The following is a 22678-nucleotide window of genomic DNA, read 5'->3' on the forward strand; positions in this document are numbered from 1 at the left end:
GCGCACCCGCAACTGTCACCCCCGGTCGGACAATCAGGTCGACCGAAGGGACCCGATGACAGTTCTCGACACCCGGGCGCTCAACCGCGCGACGCTCGCCCGGCAGATGCTGCTCGACCGCGCCGACCTGCCCGCGCTCGACGCCGTCGCCCACCTCGGTGGCCTCCAGGCCCAGGAGCCGCAGGAGCCGTTCATCGGGCTCTGGTCGCGGCTGCGCGCGTTCGATCCGACGGTGCTGTCGACGTTGCTGATCGAGCGACACGTGGTGCGGACGCACCTCATGCGCCGCACCGTCCACCTGCTCGCCGCCGACGACGCCGTGGCCTGGCGCCCCCGCCACGACGCCATGCTGCGACAGCGGGTGCTCGGGGTCTACCGCGGCGAGCTCGACGGGGTGGATCTCGACGACCTCACCGCTGCTGCCCGGGCGTTGATGGCCGACGGCGAGCCGCGTTCGATGCCGGAGATCGGGCGGGCGCTCGGCGAGCACTGGCCGACGTCGGAGCCACGGGCGTTGGGCGAGATGGCTGTCGCACTGCTCCCGATGGCGCAGTTGCCGCCGCGCGGGGTGTGGCGGGCGAAGGCGGGCGTGCGCTACGTCCTGCTCGCCGCGTGGCTCGACCGGGAGCTCGAACCGTCGAGCGCGCAGAGCGCCGATCCGGTCGGTCAGGTGCTCGTACGCCGCTATCTGGCCGCCTTCGGCCCGGCTGCCTCGGCCGACCTGCGGGCCTGGTGCGGCCTCGCCGGGTTGCCGGCTTCGGTGACTGCGATGCGCGACGAGCTGGTCACCTTCCGCGACGAGCGCGGCCGGAAGCTGATCGACCTCCCCGACGCGCCGCGCCCCGACCCGGACACGCCCGCCCCGGTGCGGTTCCTGCCGGCGTTCGACAACGCGATCCTCGGCTACGACGACCGCAGCCGGATCATCGACGACGCGCACCGTCTCCTCTCGGTGGCCGGCGAGCGCGTGGTGCTCGTCGACGGTCGGGTCGCGGCGACCTGGACCGTCGAGTCGGGCACGGTGACCGTCAGCCCACTGCGAGGGCTCTCCCGGGCCGAACGGGAGGCTGTGGGGGAGCAGGGGCAGGCACTCGCGTCCTTCCTTTCCGACCACGAGAGCGACCGGGTGCGGGTCGACCCGTCTCCCTGACGACGGACGATGGGATCGTGTTGTATCGATTCCTGTCGACTGCCATGCTGTGGTTCGGTAGTGCGCGGGGAGCCAGCGCGCACCAGTTCTCCTCCGGTCCACAGGGCGCACGAGGTGGCCACGTCACCCGTGCCGGGCAGCCTCGTCGGCGACCGGAAACCGAGCGCGGCACCGGCCACCCCCTCGGTCATCGGTGCCCGGCAACCACGGAGGTACCGATGCTTCGCATGTTCCTCGCTGTCACGACCATGGCGCTGGCCGCCTGGGCCGGGACGACCACCGCCGCCGAGGCGACGCCCACGCCGTCTTCCACCCCGACACCGACGCCGACATGCCCGCCGGCGTTGCCGATCAGCGCGAGCGTGGCCGGGGCCACCACCACGAGCCTGACCATCTCGTACTCCATCTTCTTCCGCCCGCCCTGCGGCTACGACCCGCCGATGACCGTCAGCCTCTTCACCAGCCGCGAGGACGCCCAACAGTGGCGGGCCGTCGTCGCCGAGGGTGTCTCCGGGCCGGAGCGCAACGGCTCGGTGACCATCGACCGGCTGACGCCCGGCACCGAGTACTGGTACCGGTTCACCGACGTGGAGGGCCGGCGGGACCCGTACGTGATCGCCTCGGGGCGCACCGCCCCGCTGACCTCGTGCCGTGCGACGGCCACGATCGACACCCACTGGGGCGGCGGCTTCGTCGCGACGGTCACCGTCCGCAACACCGGGACGCTGCCGCTGGACCGGTGGCGCGTCTCCTGGCGGTGGTCCGGTGACGAGCGGGTCCAGGCGGCCTGGGGCGGGGTGGCCGAGACGACCGGCACCGACGTCACGGTGCGCAACGCGTCGTACAACGGGGCGCTGGCGCTGGACACGGCGACGACCTTCGGTCTGCTCGTGGCGACCAGTGCGGTGCCCGACGGCCTGACCCTGACGTGTGAGCGGTGAACGACGTCCGCCCCGCTCCGGCGCGACGGCGGGAGCGGGGCGGACGTCGTGCCGGTCAGGGCTTGCGGGCCACCGCGCCGTAGGCGTCGATCCCCACGGCGTCGGGAGTCTCCGGTCGCCACAGCGGGATCGGCACCAGGCCCGGCTCCACCATCATCAACCCGTCGAAGCAGCTTTCGAGCTCCTCCGGGCTGCGCAGGATGTACGGGACGCCGCCGCTCTGCGCCAGCCGCTCGGCTCCGGAGACCACCGCCGGGCTGGTGTTGGTGCCGTCCCAGAGCACCAGGTGCGACCCGGACGGCACCGCGTCCATCGTCCGCCCGACGATCGAGCGCACCACGTCCAGGTCGGGCTCGTAGCCCATCACGCCCATGTACATCACGGCGATGGGCTGGTCGAAGTCGAGCGTCTGCGCCGCCTCGGCGAGGATCTTCTCCGGGTCGTGGTAGTCGGCCGGGACGTAGGTGGTGACCCCTTCCGAGGTCGTGCTGGCCAGCAGCGCCCGCGCGTGCACCAGCACCATCGGGTCGTTGTCCACGTAGACGATGCGCGAGTCGGGCGCGACGGCCTGGGCGACCGCGTGCGTGTTCTGCATGGTGGGCAGGCCGGTGCCGATGTCCAGGAACTGCCGGATGCCCGCCTCGGCCGCGAGGTGGTGGACCGCCCGCACCAGGAACACGCGGGACTGCTGTGCCATGAGGACGATCTCCGGGTAGACCTCGGCGACGGCGTCGCCGGCTGCCCGGTCGGACTGGAAGTTGTCCTTGCCACCCATCCAGTAGTTCCAGATCCGTGCCGCGTGCGGCACGTCGGGCTGAAGTTTCGCGGCGAGTTCGGGGTCCGGGCCGGCCATGCCTGGCTCCTATCGAGGGGTCGTCAGCTGGAGGTCACCACGGCGGTACGACCGGGATCGTACTCCGCGGGTGTCCACACTCGACCGGGGGAGGACGCGCCGTCGGCCTGCGGATCGGCCGCTGTCACCGGTGGGCAACCCCGTTCTGGTACGCCCACACGACGGTCTGCAGCCGGTCCCGGGCGCCGATCTTCGCCATCGCCCGCCCGAGGTGCGACTTGACCGTGCTGGTCTCGATGAAGAGCTGCTCGGCGATCTCGACGTTCGACAGGCCCTGGGCGAGCAACTCCACGATCTCGGTCTCCCGCGCGGTCAACTGGTGCGCCGCCGCGGCGTCCGATCGGGGAGCGGGCGTACGCCTGGCGAACTCCGAGATCACCCGGCGGGTGACGGCCTGGTCGACGAGCCCGTAGCCGCTGGCCAGGCGACGGATCGCCTCGATCAGGTCCTCGGGCTCACAGTCCTTGAGGATGAACCCGCTGGCACCGGACTCCAACGCGCCGAAGACGTACTCGTCGAGGTCGAAGGTCGTCACGACGAGTACCGCCGGTGGCGTCCCGGTCGCCTCGGCGACGATCCGCCGGGTAGCGGTGAGCCCGTCGCCGTGCGGCATCCGGACGTCCATGCAGATGACGTCCGGTTGCAGCCGGCGGGCCAGTTCCACAGCTGCGGACCCGCTCGACGCCTCCGCCACGACCTCGATCTCACCGTCCTGTTCCAGGATGACGCGGAAGCCGGCGCGGACCACGGCCTGGTCGTCGACGAGCATCACTCTGATCATGCTGGGGCCTCTTCCTTCGGCCGTGAGGTGGCGGGACCGTTCGTCGGAAGTGTCGCGGTGACCGACCAGCCACCGGCAGCCGTCGGCCCGGCGGCGAACGTCGCCCCGATCAGCTGGGCGCGCTCGCGCATGCCCACCAGGCCGACACCACCGGTTCGCGCCGCCGGCACGCGCCGCGGCGCGGCCGGGTCGTTCACCACCTCCAGCGACACCGAGCGGGGCGCGAAGCGGAGCACCACCCGTGCCGCGGCGCCCGGGGCGTGCTGGCGGGCGTTGCTGAGCGACTCCTGCGCGATCCGGTAGAGCGCGACGTCGGCGATCGGCGGCACCTCGCGTTGTTCGCCCTCCCGGACGAACTCCACCGGGCCGGCGAGGCTGCCCGCGGTGCGCACCAGGTCGTCGAGCATGCCCAGCCCCGGGACCGGGGCGGCACCGTCGCCGCCCTCGTGCCCCGGTCTGCCGCGCAGCACACCGACGACCAGCCGCAGGTTGTCCAGGGTCTCCTTGCCCTGACTGCGGATCCAGGCCACGCCGGCCTTCGCGGCCGCCGGGTCCCGGTCGATCAGCCGCTCGACCGCGGCGGCCTGCACGACCATGCCGGAGAGGTGGTGGGCCGCCACGTCGTGCAACTCGCGGGCCATCCGGGATCGCTCCGCACCGATCGCCGCCTGGACCTTCGTGTGCTGCTCCCGGATCGCCTCGTCCGCGCGGACCCGGACCAACTCGACGTAGCGGCGGTGGGTGGCCACGTAACCGCCGACGAAGGTCGCGCTGGCGTAGGTCAGGGCGCTCGCCGAGACGTACGCGAGTGCCGTCAGCACGTCCGGGATCACCACGACGGCCACCCCGATCGACTCGACCGCCACGGCCACCCCGACGGCCAGCAGCGCACGCCGAACCGGCAGCAACGACCCGACGGTGTACGCCGCGATGAACGGGGCGAGGCCCCGGATCGTCGCCTCCTCGGGCAGGGAGACGCCGATGATGGGCAGCTGAAGGCCGACGATGAGCGCGAGGCAGAGCAGTGGCCGGACCCGACGCAGGCACAGCAGCATCGCCTGCGCGCTGCACACGGCGATGAGCAGCCCGGCCCGCGCCGGGTCGAACGTCACCCCCTCCGCCGGTGCCACGAACCGGAACAGCACCGTCAGCAGGACGAACGTCGAGACGGTCAGCGTCGCCGCCAGCAGGCAGTCGCGGGGGAACACTCCGGTCAACCCGAGCCGGGTGAGCCGTCCGTCGAGCCACTTCGTCAGTCGGTGGGTGCCGGGTTCGGTGTCGGTGTGATCCCTCATGCGGTGCGCATCCTTGCTCCGGATCGTCCCGGGTCGGGCGGGTCAGTAGGAGATGCTAGGCGCGAGCAGCTGGAACTCCACGGCGAACCAGCCCGCGGCGGCGAGCGCGAGCACTGTCAGCCCGCTGCCGACGATCCGCCGCCAGCCGACGTGGCGTCGCACGTCGTCGACCAGCCGGACCGTGGCGGGCAGCACCCCGAGCAGGCCGATCAGCTGCAGCACCTGGATGGTGCGCAGGGCGCCACCGGGAACGTCCTGCAGGCTCATGATGCTGATGATGCTCAGCACCCAACCGGCGAACGCGAGCAGCGTGCCGGCGACGGCGAGGCGGCTCAGGATCCGCGCGGTACGCCCCGCCCGGTCCCGGGGCGCGCGACCCAGTCGACGGCGGACGATCGCGCCGACCGGCCAGGACAGCACGGTGAGCAGCAGCACGACTGTCGACACGGCCAGCACCGGGACAGCCAACGCGGAGGCGCGGGCGGGCTCGACGGGCAGCAACGTGAACGCGGAGTCGAAACTGATCGCCTCGACCCGGTCGTCGCTCGCCCGCATGGCGATCGTGCGCTGCCCGCCGACCTCACGCCAGACCCAGGGCGCCACCTCCTCGTAGCGGGCGGGGGAGTCGGAGAGCGGACCCGGCACCATCAGCAACCGGTTACCGTCGGTGACGCTGACCGTGGTCCGACCGACCAGGCCGATCGCCGTCAGGAAGTTGCTCCGGATCGCTCGTGAGGACTCGTACGTGCCGGCCGCCAGCGCGGCGTGCGTGGCGGTGGTCTCCGGGTCCACAGTGGTTCCCGGCTGGTCGTCACCGGCGGGGAAGTAGCGGTCGGCGAAGCCGTTCACGATCGACTCGCGAAGCTCCTGGCTGTCGAGCGCGCCGGAGCCGTTGCTGTTGAGGGAGAGGAAGATGCCGGCCCGGTCGTCGGGGTAGATCTGCAGGTGGGAGTGGAAGTACTTGGTGTCTCCGCCGTGGCCGAGGATCCGGTGGCCGTTACGGTCCTCGGTGAAGAAGCCGAGGGTCATCCGGGGTCCGTCGGCCAGCGTGCCCAGCGCCGTCGAGTCGAGTGCCGGCCGCTGCATCAGGTCGCGGGTGGGTTTGTCCAGCAGGGGCGCGAAGCCCACCGGCTCGCCGAGCTGGGCGATCATGAATCGCGCCATGTCCGTCGCCGGGGCGCTCAACGCACCGGGCGGGGGCGTGCCGACGATCTCGAACGGCGCGGCGGGCCCGGCGGAGGTGTCGTACCCGTTGGACATCCGGTCGCGCAGCGCCGCCGGGAGGGGCTGCTCGAAGGTCGACGACGGCATGCCCGCGCGGTCCAGGATGTTGCGCTGGACGTACTCCTCGAAGCGCGTCCCGCTGACCCGTTCGACGATGTACCCGGCGAGGGCGTTGCTGTAGTTGGAGTAGGCGGGGACGGTGCCAGGCTCGTAGATCTGCTCGGGCGGGTCGGTCGCCAGGGCCTTGCGCAGGTCGACGGTGCCGCCCTCGGTGCCGATGAGGCCGGCGATCCGCTCCTCGAAGCCGGCGGTGTGCGTCAGCAGGTGCCGCAGGGTGACGGCCCGCTCGTAGTGGCGCGGCAGGTCGAAATCGAGGTACGTCTCGACGTCGGCGTCGAGGTCGAGCTTCCCGCTCTGTACGAGTTGCAGCACGGCGGTGGCGGTGACCAGCTTCGACACCGATCCCATCCGGAACAGGTGCCGGTCCGGGTCGACCGGCACGGCCGGGTCACCGTCGGCACCGGTGTCGGCGTACCCGTACCCCCGGGTTGTGACGATCTTGCCGTCGTGCACGACGGCGATCGTGGCGCCGGCGATGCCGGTGCGGTCCAGCGCCGCCGGCAGCAGGCCGTCGAGCCAGGCGTTGACGTCGGTGTCGGTCAGAGCCGAACCCGCCCCGCCGCTGGCCGCGGGTGCCGCCGGAGCGGCGATGGGCGGTGCGGGATTGTGCTGCGGTGCGCCGCAGCCGGCGACGCTCACGGCGATGACGACGGTGGCCGCCACCACCGCGCCGAGCCGGACGAAAGGTCGCCCCGACCGGGGTGAGCCGGGGGCGGGAAGAGGACGTGATCGCATCGTCTGCCAGTGCCTTTCCTGGCTAACGGGTGTCCGGAGCAGGTCCGTACGGCGTCACCCGAGGCCATGGAACAAGCCTGTTCGAGGGATCGACCCCCGCCATCTGGCGCAGGACGGCACTGCGCCTACGACCTGAGGAGGAGGTGCGGCTGCGCCGATGGTGGGGCGGCACCGCCGTCGTTGCCGCTCCGGTCGCCCCGATCTGCGGGTTTGCCCTCGATCGAGGGACATCGTTTGACTTGGGCGCCAAGCACATCTTTGATAGTCAATGTGTCTGTTCGGCGTGGTCGGGCGCCTGGTCGCCTGGGTGGGCCGGTCGATGCCCTGACCCTGGAGGCCTGATGCGAGTCATCGCGTGGAGAACCCCGAGCCGCCCACGACGGCGGCTGTTGCCGGTGGCGATGGCGGCGGTAACGCTGCTGAACCTGGCCGTTGGTGTGCCGGCGGCCGCCGCGGCGCCGTCGACCGTCGTCGGTGTGGCCAGCGGTCGGTGCCTGGACGTGGTCGGCAACGTCAGAACAGCCGGGGCCGGCATCAACATCTACGACTGCAATGGTCAGGCCAACCAGGCGTGGACCTTCACCTCAAGCGGCGAGCTGCGGGTCTACGACGAGACGATGTGCCTGGACGTCGTCGGCCAGGACACCACCGCACCGGCCGCGCTGCAGATCAACAGCTGCACCGGAGGGGCCAACCAACGCTGGCGGATCAACACCTCCGGGACCATCGTCGGCGTCCAGTCCGGCCTGTGCCTGGACGTGACCGGCGCGGGCACCGCCAACAGCACCACCGTCGGCCTCTGGACCTGCAACGGCCAGTCCAACCAGCGGTGGACGACGTCTCTCGGCAGCGCCGACGCCCAGCCGCCGACGGCGCCAGGCAGCCCACGGGTGAGCGGCCTGACCTGCAACTCGGTGACGTTCGCCTGGAACGCCTCGACGGACAACGTCGCGGTGGCCTTCTACGACGTCTACCACGACGGCCAGCTGATGACGTCGGTGAGTGGCACGACGCTCTCCACCAATCTGACGGTGGTCGCCGGGGCGACCTGGGGCCTGTACGTCAACGCCCGCGATGCCGCCGGCAACGTGTCGCAGGCCAGTGCCACGGTGTCGATCACTCCGCCGCCCTGTCAGGCTGACAGCCAGCCGCCGACGGCGCCGCAACAGCTCACCGGCACCGCGTCGGGCACCACGGTGACGCTGCGTTGGACAGCGTCGACCGACAACATCGGGGTTCGGGCGTACGACATCTACCGGGCTGGCGTGAAGGTGGGAACGGTCACCGGCACGCCGCCGGCGACCACGTTCACCGACAGTGGTCTGACGGCGAACACCTCCTACCAGTACTACGTGGTGGCTCGGGACGCACAGGACAACGCCTCGTCGCGTAGCGGCACCGCTACGGTGACCACCGGTGCGGCGTGCGCCAACCCGGTGTGCGGGGTGCGGCAGGTCAGCACCGACACCGACATCCCGTGGGGTCTGGTGACGTTGCCGGACGGCAGCGTCCTCTACAACCGGCGCGACGCGCACGACATCATCCAGCTCAACCCGACCACCGGGGCCAAGACCAACCTGGGCACGGTGCCGAACGTGCAGAGCACCGACGGTGAGGGTGGCCTGCTAGGGCTCGCCATCTCGGCCAGCTACTCCAGCGACCGTTGGCTGTACATCATGCACACCTCGCCGAGCGACAACCGCATCGTCCGGATCAGGTTGGAGAACGGGCGCCTCAACACCGCGAGCGAGCAGGTGCTCCTCACCGGTATTCGGCGTAACAAGTACCACAACGGTGGTCGGCTGCGGTTCGGCCCGGACGGCAAGCTGTACGCCAGCACCGGCGACGCACAGAACGGCAACTACGCCCAGGACCGGTCCAGCCTCGAAGGCAAGATCCTGCGGCTCAACCCGGACGGCACCGTTCCCTCGGACAACCCGTTCGGCAACTATGTGTGGAGCTACGGCCACCGCAACCCCCAGGGGCTGGCGTTCGACTCGCAGGGCCGGCTGTGGGAGCAGGAGTTCGGCAACTCGATCATGGACGAGACCAACCTGATCACCAAGGGCGGGAACTACGGCTGGCCGGCGTGTGAGGGCACCAGTGGCTCCTGCGGTACGGCCGGGTTCATCGCACCGGCGCGCACCTACCCGACTGCCGAAGGGTCCTGCTCCGGCATCACGATCGTGCGCGACGCGCTCTACGTGGCCTGTGCCCGAGGTGCTCGGATGTACCGCGCGGTGATCAGCGGCAGCAACCTGACGAACGTGCAGACGTACTTCAGCGGTACCTACGGTCGGTTGCGGACGGTGGAGCCGGCCCCCGACGGGGGACTGTGGCTGACCACCACCAACGTCGGTGACAAGGACAGCACCCCGAACAACAGCAACGAGAAGATCATGCACGTCACGCTGGGCGGCTAGGTTCGACGGCTCCGCAGACGCGATCGTGGTGCACCGAGCGACATCGGTCAGGTGATGTGGCGGAAGAGCGCCATACCACTGAGGCATGCATATGCCTCAGTGGTATGGCCGCCGTAACCGAAACTGCCCCGGACGCCCCCCGAAAACCGCGCTGGCCGGCTGCCCTCAGCCGCTGCTCAGGAGCACGAGTTGCTGCGTGGCCCGGGTCATCGCGACGTACCGGTCGACTGCCCCTTCGATGCCGGCGCCGAACGTCTCCGGGTCGATGAGAACGACCAGGTCGAACTCCAGCCCCTTGGCCTGCTCCGGGCTCAGTGACCGGACCCGGTCCGTGGGCGGGAAGGTCGGGTCACCGATGACGCAGGCGATCCCCTCGGCGTGCGCGGCGAGCCAGCTGTCGAGGATCGACAGCAGGTCGGCGACGGACCCGTGGACGACGGGCAGCCCGTTGCCCCGGATGGAGGTCGGCACGTTCGCGTCCGGGAGCACGGCCCGGATGACCGGCTCGGCCTGCGCCATGACCTCCGCCGGGGTGCGGTAGTTGACGTTCAGCGAGGTCACCGTGATCCGGTCGAACCCGACCCGCTTGAGGCGTTCCTGCCACGACTCGGTGAACCCGTGCCGGGCCTGGGCGCGGTCGCCCACGATGGTGAAGCTGCGCGACGGGCACCGCGCCAGCAGCATCTGCCACTGGGCGTCGGTCAGCTCCTGTGCCTCGTCGACGACGATGTGCGCGAACGGGCCGGCCAGCAGGTCCGGTTCAGCGTCCGGCAGGCCGGAGTCGTCGACCAGGACCTCGCGCAGGTCGGGTTGGCGCAGCATCGTCAGCAGGCCCTCGCCGTCGTCGTAGGTGTCGGCGGCGAGCAGTTCGTCGACGACCCGGGCCATGTGGTCGCGTTCGACGGCTGCCGCCGGGTCGTGCCGACGGGTGCTCCCCGACCTCTCCGCGTCACCGAGCCGCTGCCGTGCCGCGTCCAGCAGCGGCAGGTCGGACACGGTCCACGCCCGGGGTTCGTCGCGTTGCAGCTTGCGGACCTCCGCCGGGCTGAGCCACGGCGCGCACGTGCGCAGGTACGCGGGAACCGACCACAGATCACTCACGAGATCGGCCGCGTCGAGCAGCGGCCAGGCGCGGTTGACGGTCGCCCGCAGGTCCCGGTTGCGCAGCAGCGAGTCACGCAGCACGTCGTCCGGTTCGTCGCCGTCGTACCTGTCGGTGAGGATGGCGAGCAGTTCCTCCCAGATCTCTTCGCGCGCCTCGTTGTGCGGGGTGCCCAGGCCCGGCGCCCGGAACGCGTCGGCCCAGTCGTCGGCGCTCAGCCGGAGGTCGGAGTCGCCGACAGTGATCGTCATCGGGGTGACCGGCGGGTCCTCGTAGAACCGGACGGCCGCGTCGATCGCCCGGACCAGCTCGGCCGAGGACTTCAGCCGGGCCACCTCCGGGTCGGCCTCGACGGTTGCCGTCGCCCCCTCGGGGACCAGGTCGCGCAGCGTGCAGGTCTGCACGTCCTCCTCACCCAGGCTGGGCAGGACGTCGCCGACGTACGCCAGGTAGGGCTGGTGCGGCCCGACGAAGAGCACCCCACCCCGGCGCTGACCGAGGCGCGGGTCGGAGTAGAGCAGGTACGCGGTCCGGTGCAGGGCCACGACGGTCTTCCCGGTGCCCGGACCGCCGTCGACCACGAGGGCCCCGGCCGACCCGGCCCGGATGATGGCGTCCTGGTCGGCCTGGATCGTGCTGAGCACGTCACGCATCCGGGCCGATCGGGCGCTGCCCAGGCTCGCGATGAACGCGGACTGGTCGTCGAGCGCGGCGGCGTGCCCCACCAACCCGTCCGGGGTGAACACCTCGTCCCAGTAGTCGCTGATCCGGCCGCGGGTCCAGCGGTACCGGCGGCGGCTCGCCAGGCCCATCGGGTTGGCGTGGGTCGCGCCGAAGAACGGCTCGGCGGCGGGTGAGCGCCAGTCGAGCAGCAGCCGTCGACCGGTGCTGTCGGTGAGGCCGCGACGTCCGACATAGACCGGCTCGGGACTGTCCGCCTCGACCAGGTGACCGAGGCACAGGTCCAGCCCGTAGCGGCTCAGTGAGCGCAGACGGGCGGTCAGCCGACGAACCTCCTCGTCCCGGTCGACGGCCTGGCGGCCCTTGCCGCCGGGTGCCCGGCGCGCGGCGTCCAGGCGGTCGGACAGCTCGGCGGTCAGCTGCGCGAGGTTCCGCGCCATGGCCGCGAAGTGCCGCTCGTCCTGGGCGATGAGCGCCGGGTCGGCCTTGGGGGCGAGGTGATCGGGTAGTGCGAACACGGAGGTAGGCAAGGAATTCATGTCATGACGTCCATTTCGGCAGATTCAAGCCTCGGCCGACGATTCTGCGTCATAAACGGGGTCTTGCCGCAAGCCCCCCAGTGCGCTATAAGTTAGAAGTGGCGGGAGACCAGGGGTCTCCCGTTTTTCGTTGCCGACCGACGCGCAGTGCCGTCACGGGGCGTCGACGACCTCGCGGCCGAGCGGCCAGAACGCGGCCGGAACGAGCTTGAAGTTGGCGATGCCGAACGGAATCCCGATGATCGTGACGCAGAGGGCGATGCCGGCGAGGATGTGGGAGAGCGCGAGCCACCACCCGGCCAGCACCACCCAGAGGATGTTCGCCAGGCCGGAGCCGACGCCCGCGCCCGGCTTGGGCACCAGGGTGCGTCCGAAGGGCCACAGCGAGTAGACCGCGAGGCGCAGCGACGCGACGCCGAACGGGATGGTGATGACCAGGACGAAGCAGATCAGCGCGGCGATGCCGTAGCCGGCCGCCAGCACGATGCCACCGCCGAAGACGAGCCACAGCACATTCAGTACGAATCGAATCACCACTCCAGCATGAAGCATGCTCACCACCCGGGCGCCCGGTAAGGTACCCGCAACCCCTGCACGGCGTGCGGTAGCCCGGTTCTGCGAAGCTCAGGAGGATCGTGTGTCGCCCGATGACGGTTGGCTGCTCGACACCCCGATCGCACACCGCGGGCTGACCGGCCACAATCGACCGGCGAACTCCCTCGCGGCGTTCGAGGCGGCTGCCGACGCCGGCTACGCCTGCGAACTGGACGTGCAGCTCACCCGCGCGGGCGAACTCGTCGTCGTCCACGACTACGACCTGGCGGCGCTCACCGGTGCGGAGATCGCCACCGCGGAGTTGACCCCGGCCGACCGGCAGCGACTCCGGTTGCAGGGCACCGACCAGCGCATCCCCACGCTGTCGGAGGTGCTGGAACGGGTCGCCGGACGGGTGCCCCTGCTGATCGAGCTGAAACGGCCGGCGCTCACCCTCAACTTCGATCTCGTCGAGGAGGTGCTGCGGCAGACGGCCGACTATCCCGGACGGTACGCTGTCGAATCCTTCGATCCGCTGCTCGTGGCGGCGCTGCGGGTCGCGGTGCGCAAACTGCCGCCGCGCCAGCGGGTGCCGGTGGGGCGCATCGGCGGGCTACTGCGTACCGCCGGGCCACTGACCCGGATGGTGGGTCGCAGCATGGTCAGCAATCTGGTCACCCGACCCGATTTCCTGGCCTACGAGGTGGACGCATTTCCGTCCGGTCTGACGGCGTGGTGGCGTCGACGTGGTGTTCCGGTGATTGCCTGGCCGGTCGCATCACCGGAACGGGAGATGTTTGCCCGTCAATACTCCGACAACATCGTATTCTCGGGCTATAGACCGTCGCATGGCCAGCGTCTAGCATCGTGACGTGTCTGTTGACCAAGGACAGAGCGGGTTGCTCGCCAAGTCGCAGAACGGGGCCCCCGGCGATCCGTTGCAGGTCTACCGCGCGTTGGCGGAAGACAGCATCAACAAGCTCAGGGACCAATACGACTGGCGGGCCAAATGGCACCGGCGACTGTTCCGATTCACCGGCATCCTGGTCATCGTCATCAGTGCGTCGCTGCCACTGCTCGCCGGCTTCAGCTACCCCGGTAAGAACCTGGTAATTGCGGTGTCGGGTGTGGTCATCGCGGTGGCCACCGCGTTACGCACCTTTTATCAGTGGGATCAGATGTGGGCGCTGCTGCGACGTACCCATTTCGCGCTCATCGAGGCGAGCAACCACTGGCGGCTCGCGTTCGGTCGCGCCGAGGCGACAGCTGATCCGGCCGAGCGGGAGCAGCGCGCCTACGCGGCGACAGAGGAACTGCTGGCGAAGATCGAAAGCATTCGCGGTGCCGAGACGGAGAAGTTTTTCAGCTCGTTGGCCTTCCCGGATGAATCCGCGCTGACGGGCAAGCCGTTCGGCCCCTGACCACGGCTCGGTGAAACACCTGATACGACATCCAGGGCCAACCGGGGGACGTACCCGGAGGTCGCCAGGCGTCGGCGGTCACATGATGGCTGGCATGAAACGCGCAGCGCTCTTCGTGATCGCCGGACCGGTCGGCATCGCCACCTACGGCCTGGTTCGTCTGTGGGGAAGATCCGACGGGGTGTACGGCCCCGGGTTCGACTGGCAGGCCGCCCACCTGGTCGCCCTCGCCGGCATGGTGTGCTTCGTTCCGGGTGTGCTCGCGCTGTCGCACCTGCTGCCCCGCTCCGCGTGGCGCACCGGGGTGGTGGCCGGCACACTGGTCGGCCTCGTCGCGACGATGGTGCAGTTCGGCGCGGACATCGTGGAGGGGTTGCTGGCCGACGACCGGGCGGAGATGTCCCGGCTCGGCGCGAGCTTCAAGGACATCCCCGGCGTGGAGGTGGCCTTCTACGACGTCGTACCCCAGCTCTTCTTCCTCGGCCTGCTCGTTCTCGTGGGCATGCTCGCCGCCCGACGCCGGCTGCCGTGGTGGAGCGTGCCGGTGCTGCTCGTCGGCATCGTCCTACCGGCGGTCAATCTCGACCTGCTTCCCATCGGCGGCCTGTGCATGGCGCTGGCGTTGGCGCCGGCGCTGCCGCTTCTCCGGCAGCGGGGCGAGCGGGCCGAGTCGCCCGTCGCCGTCCGCTGAGGACGCCGGGTGGCGCTGGCCTCGGACCAGCGCCACCCGGCGAACCGTCACTTCAGGGCGAGGGTGCGGGCGTCGGCGGCGATGACGCTGGCGGTCTCGGCCGGCACCTGCTTGCCGGCCTGCCGGTCGACGTAGCTGGCCAGCTGGGCGTACTGGGCGTGGGCCAGCTTGGTGGTCATCGCGGTGACGGCGGCCGGATCGGCGCCCGAGGTGAGGATCAGGTAGCCGAGGCCGGCCTGGCTCACCGTCACGGTGAAGGTGCTGGTCGCGGTGGCGGTGCCGGCGGGCCCGGTGGCCTCGGTGGTGAGGGTGTGCCGGCCGGCGGTCAGCTTGGCCAGGTCGAGGGTGCGCCCGGCGGCCGACGTCTTACCGTCCAGCTTGACCGTGACGGTTTCCGCGTTGGTCGCGGCGACGGCGATCACCGGGGACTGCGCCCGGTCCAGCCGGGCCCCGTTGGCCGGCGAGGTGATCTGCACTGTCGGGTCGGCGGAGGGCCGCTGGAGGAAGGCCGCGTTCCAGCCGACCAACTCGGCCGTGCGGTTGGTGATGACCGCGTCGGTGCCGATGCGCTCCAGCCGCTGCCACAGCGCGGCCGAGTCCATCGTCCAGGCCATCACGGCGACCCCGGCGGTGTGCAGCGCGGCGACGACCTCCGGCTTGGCCAGCAGCGCGTTGCCGTCCGGGTTGTACGCGGTCAGGTGCAGCTCCTTCGCGATCGCCACCGGGTCGGCGTCGAGGGTGCTGCGGAGCAGACCGAGCGGTAGCTCGGGGGCGATCTCGTAGGTGTACCTCAGGGCGTCGACCTCGAAGCTCTGAATGAAGACCCGGCCCATCATCTGCTCGTCGCGGATCACCTGGATGATCGTGGCGACCTCGTCGCGGGTGTGCTTGCCCTTGATCTCCACGAGCAGGTTGCCGCCCCGGGTCCGCAGGTCGGCGAGCTGCTCGGCGAGGGTGGGCACCCGCTCGCCGACGTACTGCGGGCCGAACCAGGAACCGGCGTCGAGTGCCTTGATCTGCGCGGCGGTCAGGTCCCGGATGTTGCCGGTGCCGTCGGTGGTCCGGTCGACGGTGCCGTCGTGCAGGATGAACGGGATGCCGTCCTTGCTCGGCTGGACGTCGTTCTCGATCCAGTCGGCGCCACCCTTGCGGGCGATCTCCTGGGAGACGAGGGTGTTCTCCGGTGCGGCGGCGGACGCGCCCCGGTGGGCGATCACGGTGAGCGGGCTGCCCTCGGGGCGGAGGTAGCCGTTCGGCGCCAGCTCGGTGACCGTGACGTCGTCGTACGACACGGTCGCGCCGTTCACGAAGAGCCCCTGGACGCCGTCGGCGGAGCGCTGGAGGCTGCTCGTGCGCATCGCCTCCCGCCCGTCGAAGATCCAGCGGGCCTGGTTGCCGCGCACCTCGACGGCGACGCGGACGTCCCGGCCGGTGCCGGCGGCGGACGGGGCGGAGGCGGTGTTCGTCACCACCCAGGCGTCGGCAGTGGTCCGCTGGGCGAATTCCAGCCCGTTGGCGGCGGTGGTGCCGCTGCGCATGGTGGCGATCCACCAGGGGGTGGCGCCGTTGGCGGGGACGTCGATGCCGAGCGAGGCCCAGCGGGTGGCGGCCGAGACCGACTCGAAGCGCATGGTCGCCTCGAGGCGGAAGTCGTTCAGGTGCCGACCAAACGTGATCTTGTTGTTCGTGCTGGCGCTGGCCGAGGTTCCGTACAGTCGGCCGTTCTCGACCTTCCAGGTGCCGTCGACCGCGTTCCAACCGGCGGGCAGTGACCCGGTCGAGAAGTTCTCCGAGACGACCACGTGGCCGGGCTCGGCGGTGGCGGGCGACGAGGTCGCGACGGCGACCCCGACGGTCGCGCCGGTGACGGCGAGGGCGGCGACGCCGGCAGCGACCCGGGTACGCAGCGCACCGAGGCGCGACCCGGCGCGGCGAAGCGACGGTGATGCGGGTAGGACAGTCATGGTCGGGACGGTACGAAGCGCGCCCGAACTAATGATCAATCAAGCGTGGCTGCCGCCGGAACGTCGGGTGTACCACGCTCGATCGGGACGTCACTGACACGTTCAGTCGGACAGGCCGGCGCAGGCGACCCCGTCGATGGTGCACGCCTCGGGGGCGGAACCCGTCAACGAACCATTGACCCGGAACGTCACCTGGATCGAGGCGCTCCCGGGCACCGGAGCGGTGTCGCTGTCCGGCACGAACGTCCACACGGCACCGTCGTGGCTGGCCTGTGCGCCCTCGACCCCGCTGATCCTCAGCGACTCGCGGGGCAGGGTGACCACCAGCGTCCACTGCGGCGCCGCGACCGTGCCCGGATTGCTGATCGTCACCGTCGCGCCATAGCTGAGCAGGGCGTTGTCAGTGATGGCGAAGTCGGCGCTCAGGGCCGCCGCGGTGGGTTCGGCGCTCGCGCCGGTCGGGGTGGGCCGGGTCGACGCCTCGGTCGGTGGGGCCGAGGAGGCCGAGGTGGGCGGGGGAGTGGGCACCGTCGGGCTGGTGAGCGCCGGTCGCGCCTGCGCCCGGGGCGTATCGGACGGCGTGGCGCCCACCTGCTGCACGGACGGCGGCGGGTCGAGGGTCACCGGCGTCAACTTCTCCGGCGTACGCAGCACCCCGACCACTGACACTGCCGTCGCGACCAGCACCCCGAGCGCCGCGATGACGGCCAACCAGGTGGCCCGCGAGACGTCCTCCCGACCGGTGAGCACCCGCCGTGCGGCAGTGACGAGGGCCACGACCTTGTCCAGCAGGATGATCGCCACGGTACGGCGTGGTTGGGGTGGTGTTGCCGGCACTGCCTGTCTCTCCTTCAGTTCGTCGCCGGGTACGGGCCCACGATCCGCCCCGGTACCGGGCGGCATCCGCCCGGTCACAGCGCGCGAAGCCCGACGAGGATCGCCTCAAGCAGATCCTCGGTCGGCAGTTCCGACAGCATCGGCGGTTCGTGCGTCTCGATCAGCCCGGCCCCGAGCAGGTCACCGAGCAACACCCGGACGGTCCCCAGCGGAAGGTCCAACTCGGCACCGACCTCGGCCACCGACACTGGATGGTGACACAACTCGACGATCCGCGCCTGTTCGGGGAAGAGCGGGGCGGGGGGTGTGACCCCCGGCCGGGCGACCACCAGCGAGATCAGGTCGAACTGGCCGCGTGCGGGCGCGGTGCGCCCCCCGGTCATCGTGTACGGCCGGGCGACCGGGCCCGCGTCGTCGTCGTACCACGCCTCGTCAGTGCCGCCGCTGGTGTGCACCAGTGTCCCCGATCGTCACCGAGGAGGCCGGCCCCAGAGTGATCGGCAGGTGCCGTTCGGCCTGCCCCACGAAGAGCGCCACCTCGTACGCCATGTCGCCGACCTCGACGTCGTCACCGGCGATCCGCACGGTGAGGATGGTCCCGTTCGGGATGGTGGCGATGAACAGGAACGCCCGCGACATCTGCACCACGACCTGGCGCAGCCGACCCGCGTCGCAGGTGCGGGTGGCGGCCAGCCCCAACGCGATCAGGCCGGCGACCACGCCGGAGATCTGTTCGGCCAGTTTGTCCCCCACCCGCCGCGAGCCGCCGAGCGGCAGCCCGTCCGGCGAGAGCACCACGGCGAACTCCGCGCCGTGCACCCGGTCGACCAGGCTGTTCAGGGCGTCGGTCAGGCCGTCCTCGGTGACCACTGCAGACGTCATTGATGTCTCCTTGCTGTTCTCGCGACTGGCATCTCGACAGTGTCGAGGCTGGTCCTGCCGGGTGCCGGGCCGGTCGGCCCGGGTTGGCGGACCCGCGTCGGCAACGCCCCGTCGCCGCTCGGGCCGGGCAGGTCGGTGTCGGTGCGGGCTGGTGGGTACGGGGTGTCAGGTGGTGCGCCGGCCGGTGCGCGGCCGGTGTCGGTGACCGTGACCAGCCGGGCGGGTAGGAGCACGATCGCGGCCGTTCCGCCGCGCCGGCTGGGGCGCAGCGAGACGTGGGCGCCGCAGCGGCCGGCCAGGACGGCGGCGGCGTACCAACCGGTGAGGCCGGCGGGCGGGCCGTCGGGTGGCGGGTTGCCGAACAGGTGGTTCGCCTCGGCCAGCGTGGCGGCGTCCAGGCCAGGCCCGTCGTCGACGACGACGACCGCGCACCCCTGCGGTCGGTGCTCGCCGCTGACCCGGACGGTGGTGTCCGCACCGGAGAAGACCAACGCGTTCTCGATCAGCTCCGCCAGCAGGTGGATGACGTCCGTGACGGCCGGCCCCGCGAGCGACCACGGCCAGTGCGGCGCGATCAGGACGCGGTGGTAGTCCGGCACCTCGGCGACCGCGCCGCGCGCCACGTCGAGCAGTGGCACCGGGCGTCGCCAGCGGCGGGCGGGTGTCGCGCCGGCCAGCGTGATCAGTTTCTCCACGTTGCGTCGGATCCGGGTGGTGAGGTGGTCGAGCTGAAACAGCTCGCCGGTCTCCTCGGTGGACCGCTCCCGACGTTGCATCCCGTCCAGCAGGCTGAGCTGGTCGCGCAGCAGGACCTGGTTGCGTCGGGTCAGCCCCAGGAACAGCTCCCGCTCGGCGGCACCCCCCGACGGCGCGGCGCCCGGCGGCGCAGGCGGATCCTGGGGGGCCGGGGCGGCGGCCTTCGGCCCGGTCAGCTCCTCAGTCAGGCGCCGGATGGTGCCCGCCCAGCTCAGCAGGAGCACGAGCACGACGATCAGGCCGAGCCCCACCACGGCTCCGGTCCGCGCGATCAGCACCGCGGCACCGGGTGTGGCCCGCTCGACGCTGCTACGGGCGGTGCCCGTCACCAGGGTCTGCAGCGCACCCAGGGTGGTGTCCGCCGCGGCCCGCCAATCCCCGACGGTGACGCCGGCCAGGGCGTTGCCGGTGCCGGACTGGAGCAGCAGCCGGTCCTCCAGGGCGAGCAGAGCGGTGAACGCCGGGCTGGTCGCGAGGCGCTGCTGCTCGGCCCGACCGTCGGACGGCAGACCGGCGGCGGCCTCGGCGTTCGCGTACCGCTGGACGCCGACCAGGGCGGTCAGCCGACGCCGCTCGTCGGCGCCGAGTCGCGCGCCGGTCAGGGCGGCGCTGACCACTGTGTCCTCCCGGGCCAGCAACTCCCGGGCGCGGGCCAGCGCGATCACCGCGCGGGTGTCGGCAGCCAACCCGCTCTCGTACGCGCCCCACTCCGGGCCGTACACCCGGAAGGCGACGTCGACGACCTCGTCGTACCCGTCGATCGCCGCGGCCAGGCCGAGTCGCCCGGTGTCCATCCGGGACCGGGTGGTGCCGAGGCCGTCGAGCCGTCGGACCAGCTCACCGGCCCGGTCGCGGACCGCGCCGGCGGTGAGCAGCCGAAGGTCGCGCCCCTTGGTGAACTCGCGGATCTCGGTGCCGGCCCGGTCGGTGGCGTCGCGGGCCCCGACCAGCTCCGGCGTCGTCCCACCCGCCCCGGCGATCGTCTCGGCGGTGATCCGGCGTTCCGTCTGCAGGCTCAGGATCAGACGGTCGATGGGCTGTCCGAGCGTGTCCGCCAGCGCCCGGACGCGCAGCAGGTCGACGGCGTCCTGGCTGGACACGTAGGCCGCGTACGACCAGAGCGTGATCAGCACGGCGGCCAGCACGGCCAGCCTGGTCCGGATCAGCCGGACATCGCTGTGGGTCATCGGCCCGCCCGCTGCGGCCACGGCTGCCCGGCGGTGTCGCTGGCCCGGTCGGCGACCAGGGTACGCAGCAGGGCCAGCAGTTCGGTGCGGTTGGCGCAGTTCAACCGGTTACGCATCCGCGCCACGTGGTGTTCGACGGTCTTGGCCGAGATGAAGAGCCGGTCACCGATCTCCCGGTAGGTCAACCCGGCCAGCACCAGCTCGGCGACCTCGTACTCGCGGTCGCTGAGCCCGTGCTGGGTGGGCCCGGTGACCCGTGTCGTGCTCGCACCGGCCGGCGGTGTCTGCCCGGCCGGCCCACCGGAGGGCCGCCCCTGCAACGCTCGGGCGCACTCCAGCAGGGTGGTCATCGCCCGCCGGTCGGCGGTACGGATGGCGGCCTGCCCGGCGAGGCGGGCGCCGTCCCAACACAGCCCGGTGTCGTGCAGCCCGCGGGCGGCGGCCTCCACCCGGGTCGGGTCGACGACTCCCCGGAGCACCTCCACCCAGCTCTCCGCGGCGGCGGCGACCACTGCCGCGTACCGGCTGTGGCCGGCGGCGGCGAGCAGCGCCGCGACGTGGTCGTCGGCGACCGTCGGCTCACCGGTCAGGATGGCGGCGTGCAGGCCGCTCCAGTGCAACGGCACACTCCACAGTGGTGGATCGCCGAGGCTGTCGAGCAGTGAACGCCCCTGCTGCAGGTACGGCTCCAGCCGGGCCAGGTCACCCAGCCGCGCGCCCGCGATGGCCAGCTCACCCAGCGGCAGCAGGGTGAACAGGTCGACGGGGTGGCGCACCACGGCCTCCAGCGCCTGCCCCCAACCCCGCTTGAGCGCCCCGAGGTCACTGTTGCGTCGGCCGATGCCCATCCGGATGGCGGCGGCGAAGAGCTGGTCGCGCGACTCCAGGTGCCGCCCGTCGAGGGTCACCGTGGCGAGGCGCTCGCCGGCCGCGTGGATCTCGCCACGGACCATCAGGATCCAGGCCTGCAACAGCCGGTGCCGGCGGGCCATCAGCGGGCCGCCGACACCGGCGGCCAGGGCGCGGTGCAGCACCCGCTCGGCGATCTCCAGCTCGCCGCAGTGCATCGCGGTCAACGCGGCGAGGGCGGCCGGGCTGTCCGGCAGGAGCACCGCCCGGCCGTCCGGCTCCAGCAGCGCGGCGGCCTGCACGAGCGCGGAGAGCGCGGCGGTCGGTGGGCCGGTCACGCTCTCCCGTACGCCGTCGGCCATCAGTCGGGCGGCGCTGGCGTGCAGGGTGGGTGGTTCGCCAGCCGGGTCACCCGCCGGTGACTCGGTGCCGGCGGCCGGGTCGCCGGTGGCGATCCCGCCGACGATGGCGAACGCCCTCGCCGAGGCGGTGCCCGACCACCGGAACAGCTCGACGCTGCGACCGACGTGCCCACGGTGGGCCAGTGCGGTGGCGGCGACCATGGCCGCCTCGGAGCGGTCCGGGGGAGCGGTCGTGGAAAGCAGCCGGTCCGCCAGCCGAAGCGCGTCGTCGAGGTCACCGGCGAGCGCGGCGGCGAGCGCCTGCTGGGCGTTGGGCGGTCGTCCGGCGGCGGTGGCCGCCGCGTACAGCTCGGCGGCGAACGCCGGTTCGTCGGCCAGTGCCTCGCCGGCGGCGGCGGCCAGCGTCGCGGCCGGGCAGTCGCCGAGCGCGCCGACCGCGAGCAGGGAGCGGACCAGTGGCAGCACGGCGCCGCCCCGGGCGAGCTGCAACTCGGTGAGCCGACGCCAGACGGCGGTGCGCTCGGTGGTGGGGCTGAGCGTGGCGACGGCCCGCCGGACGATCGGCGCGAGCCGGCCGTCCGCGCCGAGCAGCCCGGCCGCCCTGGTGGTGGCGATCAGCTCGTCGACCCCGGCCGGGTCCCGGCCGAGCAGCGCGCCGAGCATGCTGACCGGCAGCGTGCCGCCGGCGGCCACGGCGAGCAGCAGTCGTCGTACCTCGGTGGGCTGAACGTCCAGGTCCGGGGCGAATTCGAGGACGACGGACCGGGGTGGGTCGACCATCGCGCCGGTCCGAATCTCCGCGCCGGCCAGACCTCGGGCCAGCCGCTCGACGTCCCGGGGGACTCCGGCGGTCTGCGTGTGGACGAAGTCGACCAGGTCGGCGGGGCGGCCCAGCTCGGGTGTGGCGGCGAGGTGGGCGGCGGTCTGCTCCCGGGTGAACGGCGTGAGCAGCACGGCCTGCCCGTCGCGTCGCAGGGCGTCGGCCAGCTCGCTGAACGCCGCCGACCGCGGCCACGGGCGGTGGGCGACCACCAGTCGGTGTCGACGGCCGGCGACCAGACGCAGCAGAGCCCCGATCCGGGCGTCGTCGAGCAGGTGCGCGTCGTCGACCAGCAGCACCGTGTCGGGGTCGACCGGCGCGCCCGGCTCCGGTGCGGCCGTCTGGACGGCGATGCCGGCGCGCTGGTGAACGCGCTCCAGCTCGGCGAGGAGCGCTGTCTTACCGTGGCCGGCCGGGCCGGCGATGCCGACGGCGAGCGGGCCGACCGGATTCTGGGCGACGGTGTCCAACAGGGCCTGCAACCCCTTGTCCACTGTCAGTCCTGGTACGGCGAGGTCATTCATGATCATC

Annotated in this window: 18 protein-coding genes; 6 read left to right on the top strand and 12 right to left on the bottom strand. The window is 71.7% G+C overall.

The genetic code is table 11. From position 1 onward, the window contains the following. Positions 1 to 55: 55 nt before the first annotated feature. Entirely contained in the window at positions 56 to 1150 is a 1095-nt protein-coding gene (locus ACX27O_RS19760; protein WP_458939881.1) for a winged helix DNA-binding domain-containing protein, read from the top strand. 218 nt (positions 1151 to 1368) lie between these two features. Continuing rightward, a complete protein-coding gene (locus tag ACX27O_RS19765) occupies positions 1369 to 2091 on the top strand; it encodes a cellulose binding domain-containing protein (RefSeq protein WP_458939882.1) in 723 nt (240 codons plus the stop codon). Positions 2092 to 2146: 55 nt separating this feature from the next. On the opposite strand, the gene ACX27O_RS19770 is transcribed toward ACX27O_RS19765, so the two are convergent. The 4 genes from ACX27O_RS19770 to ACX27O_RS19785 all read right to left on the bottom strand — a co-directional run bounded on the left by ACX27O_RS19770 (position 2147) and on the right by ACX27O_RS19785 (position 7099). After that, complete coding sequence (locus tag ACX27O_RS19770; RefSeq protein ID WP_210864446.1) at positions 2147 to 2944, bottom strand: SAM-dependent methyltransferase; 798 nt, start codon at positions 2942 to 2944, stop codon at positions 2147 to 2149. A gap of 124 nt (positions 2945 to 3068) precedes the next feature. Then, complete coding sequence (locus ACX27O_RS19775) at positions 3069 to 3725, bottom strand: response regulator (RefSeq protein ID WP_030330483.1); 657 nt, start codon at positions 3723 to 3725, stop codon at positions 3069 to 3071. Next, entirely contained in the window at positions 3722 to 5020 is a 1299-nt protein-coding gene (locus ACX27O_RS19780) for a sensor histidine kinase (RefSeq protein ID WP_210864445.1), read from the bottom strand. Before ACX27O_RS19780 ends, ACX27O_RS19775 begins: the two co-directional genes overlap by 4 nt. Before the next feature lie 42 nt (positions 5021 to 5062). After that, positions 5063 to 7099, bottom strand: coding sequence for a serine hydrolase domain-containing protein (locus ACX27O_RS19785; protein WP_247680071.1), 2037 nt, complete (start codon positions 7097 to 7099; stop codon positions 5063 to 5065). Positions 7100 to 7440: 341 nt separating this feature from the next. Between ACX27O_RS19785 and ACX27O_RS19790 the strand changes: the two genes are divergently transcribed. Then, positions 7441 to 9522: a PQQ-dependent sugar dehydrogenase gene (locus tag ACX27O_RS19790; protein WP_210860409.1), complete on the top strand. Its 2082-nt coding sequence runs from the start codon at positions 7441 to 7443 to the stop codon at positions 9520 to 9522. A 165-nt stretch (positions 9523 to 9687) separates the two neighbouring features. Here ACX27O_RS19790 and helR read toward each other — a convergent pair whose 3' ends face one another. Both helR and ACX27O_RS19800 read right to left on the bottom strand, forming a co-directional pair. Then, positions 9688 to 11844 (bottom strand): RNA polymerase recycling motor ATPase HelR, encoded by a 2157-nt coding sequence (gene helR, locus ACX27O_RS19795; RefSeq protein WP_210864443.1) that lies wholly within the window; start codon positions 11842 to 11844, stop codon positions 9688 to 9690. Between the two features lie 153 nt (positions 11845 to 11997). Further along, on the bottom strand, positions 11998 to 12378 hold the full coding sequence (locus ACX27O_RS19800) for a YccF domain-containing protein (RefSeq protein WP_208648924.1): 381 nt from the start codon (positions 12376 to 12378) through the stop codon (positions 11998 to 12000). Between the two features lie 16 nt (positions 12379 to 12394). On the opposite strand from ACX27O_RS19800, the gene ACX27O_RS19805 reads away from it, so the two are divergent. The 3 genes from ACX27O_RS19805 (at position 12395) to ACX27O_RS19815 (ending at position 14490) form a co-directional block, all read left to right on the top strand. After that, entirely contained in the window at positions 12395 to 13249 is an 855-nt protein-coding gene (locus ACX27O_RS19805) for a glycerophosphodiester phosphodiesterase family protein (protein WP_247680070.1), read from the top strand. 1 nt (position 13250) lies between these two features. Continuing rightward, complete coding sequence (locus tag ACX27O_RS19810; protein ID WP_357638963.1) at positions 13251 to 13799, top strand: DUF4231 domain-containing protein; 549 nt, start codon at positions 13251 to 13253, stop codon at positions 13797 to 13799. Positions 13800 to 13893: 94 nt separating this feature from the next. After that, positions 13894 to 14490 (top strand): hypothetical protein, encoded by a 597-nt coding sequence (locus ACX27O_RS19815; protein WP_051708284.1) that lies wholly within the window; start codon positions 13894 to 13896, stop codon positions 14488 to 14490. 47 nt (positions 14491 to 14537) lie between these two features. Here the strand turns inward: ACX27O_RS19815 and ACX27O_RS19820 are convergent, their stop codons facing one another. The 6 genes from ACX27O_RS19820 to ACX27O_RS19845 form a co-directional block, all read right to left on the bottom strand. After that, positions 14538 to 16454 (bottom strand): glycerophosphodiester phosphodiesterase family protein, encoded by a 1917-nt coding sequence (locus ACX27O_RS19820; protein ID WP_458939883.1) that lies wholly within the window; start codon positions 16452 to 16454, stop codon positions 14538 to 14540. A 102-nt stretch (positions 16455 to 16556) separates the two neighbouring features. Beyond that, on the bottom strand, positions 16557 to 17291 hold the full coding sequence (locus ACX27O_RS19825) for a cellulose binding domain-containing protein (protein ID WP_156057416.1): 735 nt from the start codon (positions 17289 to 17291) through the stop codon (positions 16557 to 16559). A 74-nt stretch (positions 17292 to 17365) separates the two neighbouring features. Next, positions 17366 to 17746, bottom strand: a complete 381-nt coding sequence (locus ACX27O_RS19830) for a DUF742 domain-containing protein (RefSeq protein WP_030330459.1) — start codon at positions 17744 to 17746, stop codon at positions 17366 to 17368. Further along, entirely contained in the window at positions 17724 to 18173 is a 450-nt protein-coding gene (locus tag ACX27O_RS19835; protein WP_030330457.1) for a roadblock/LC7 domain-containing protein, read from the bottom strand. The genes ACX27O_RS19830 and ACX27O_RS19835 overlap by 23 nt, the downstream gene beginning before the upstream one ends. Further along, on the bottom strand, positions 18170 to 20116 hold the full coding sequence (locus tag ACX27O_RS19840; RefSeq protein ID WP_458939884.1) for a sensor histidine kinase: 1947 nt from the start codon (positions 20114 to 20116) through the stop codon (positions 18170 to 18172). The genes ACX27O_RS19835 and ACX27O_RS19840 overlap by 4 nt, the downstream gene beginning before the upstream one ends. Beyond that, positions 20113 to 22677, bottom strand: coding sequence for a LuxR C-terminal-related transcriptional regulator (locus tag ACX27O_RS19845; protein WP_458939885.1), 2565 nt, complete (start codon positions 22675 to 22677; stop codon positions 20113 to 20115). The genes ACX27O_RS19840 and ACX27O_RS19845 overlap by 4 nt, the downstream gene beginning before the upstream one ends. Position 22678 lies beyond the last annotated feature (1 nt).

It is taken from the genome of Micromonospora sp. SD19, assembly GCF_054462275.1.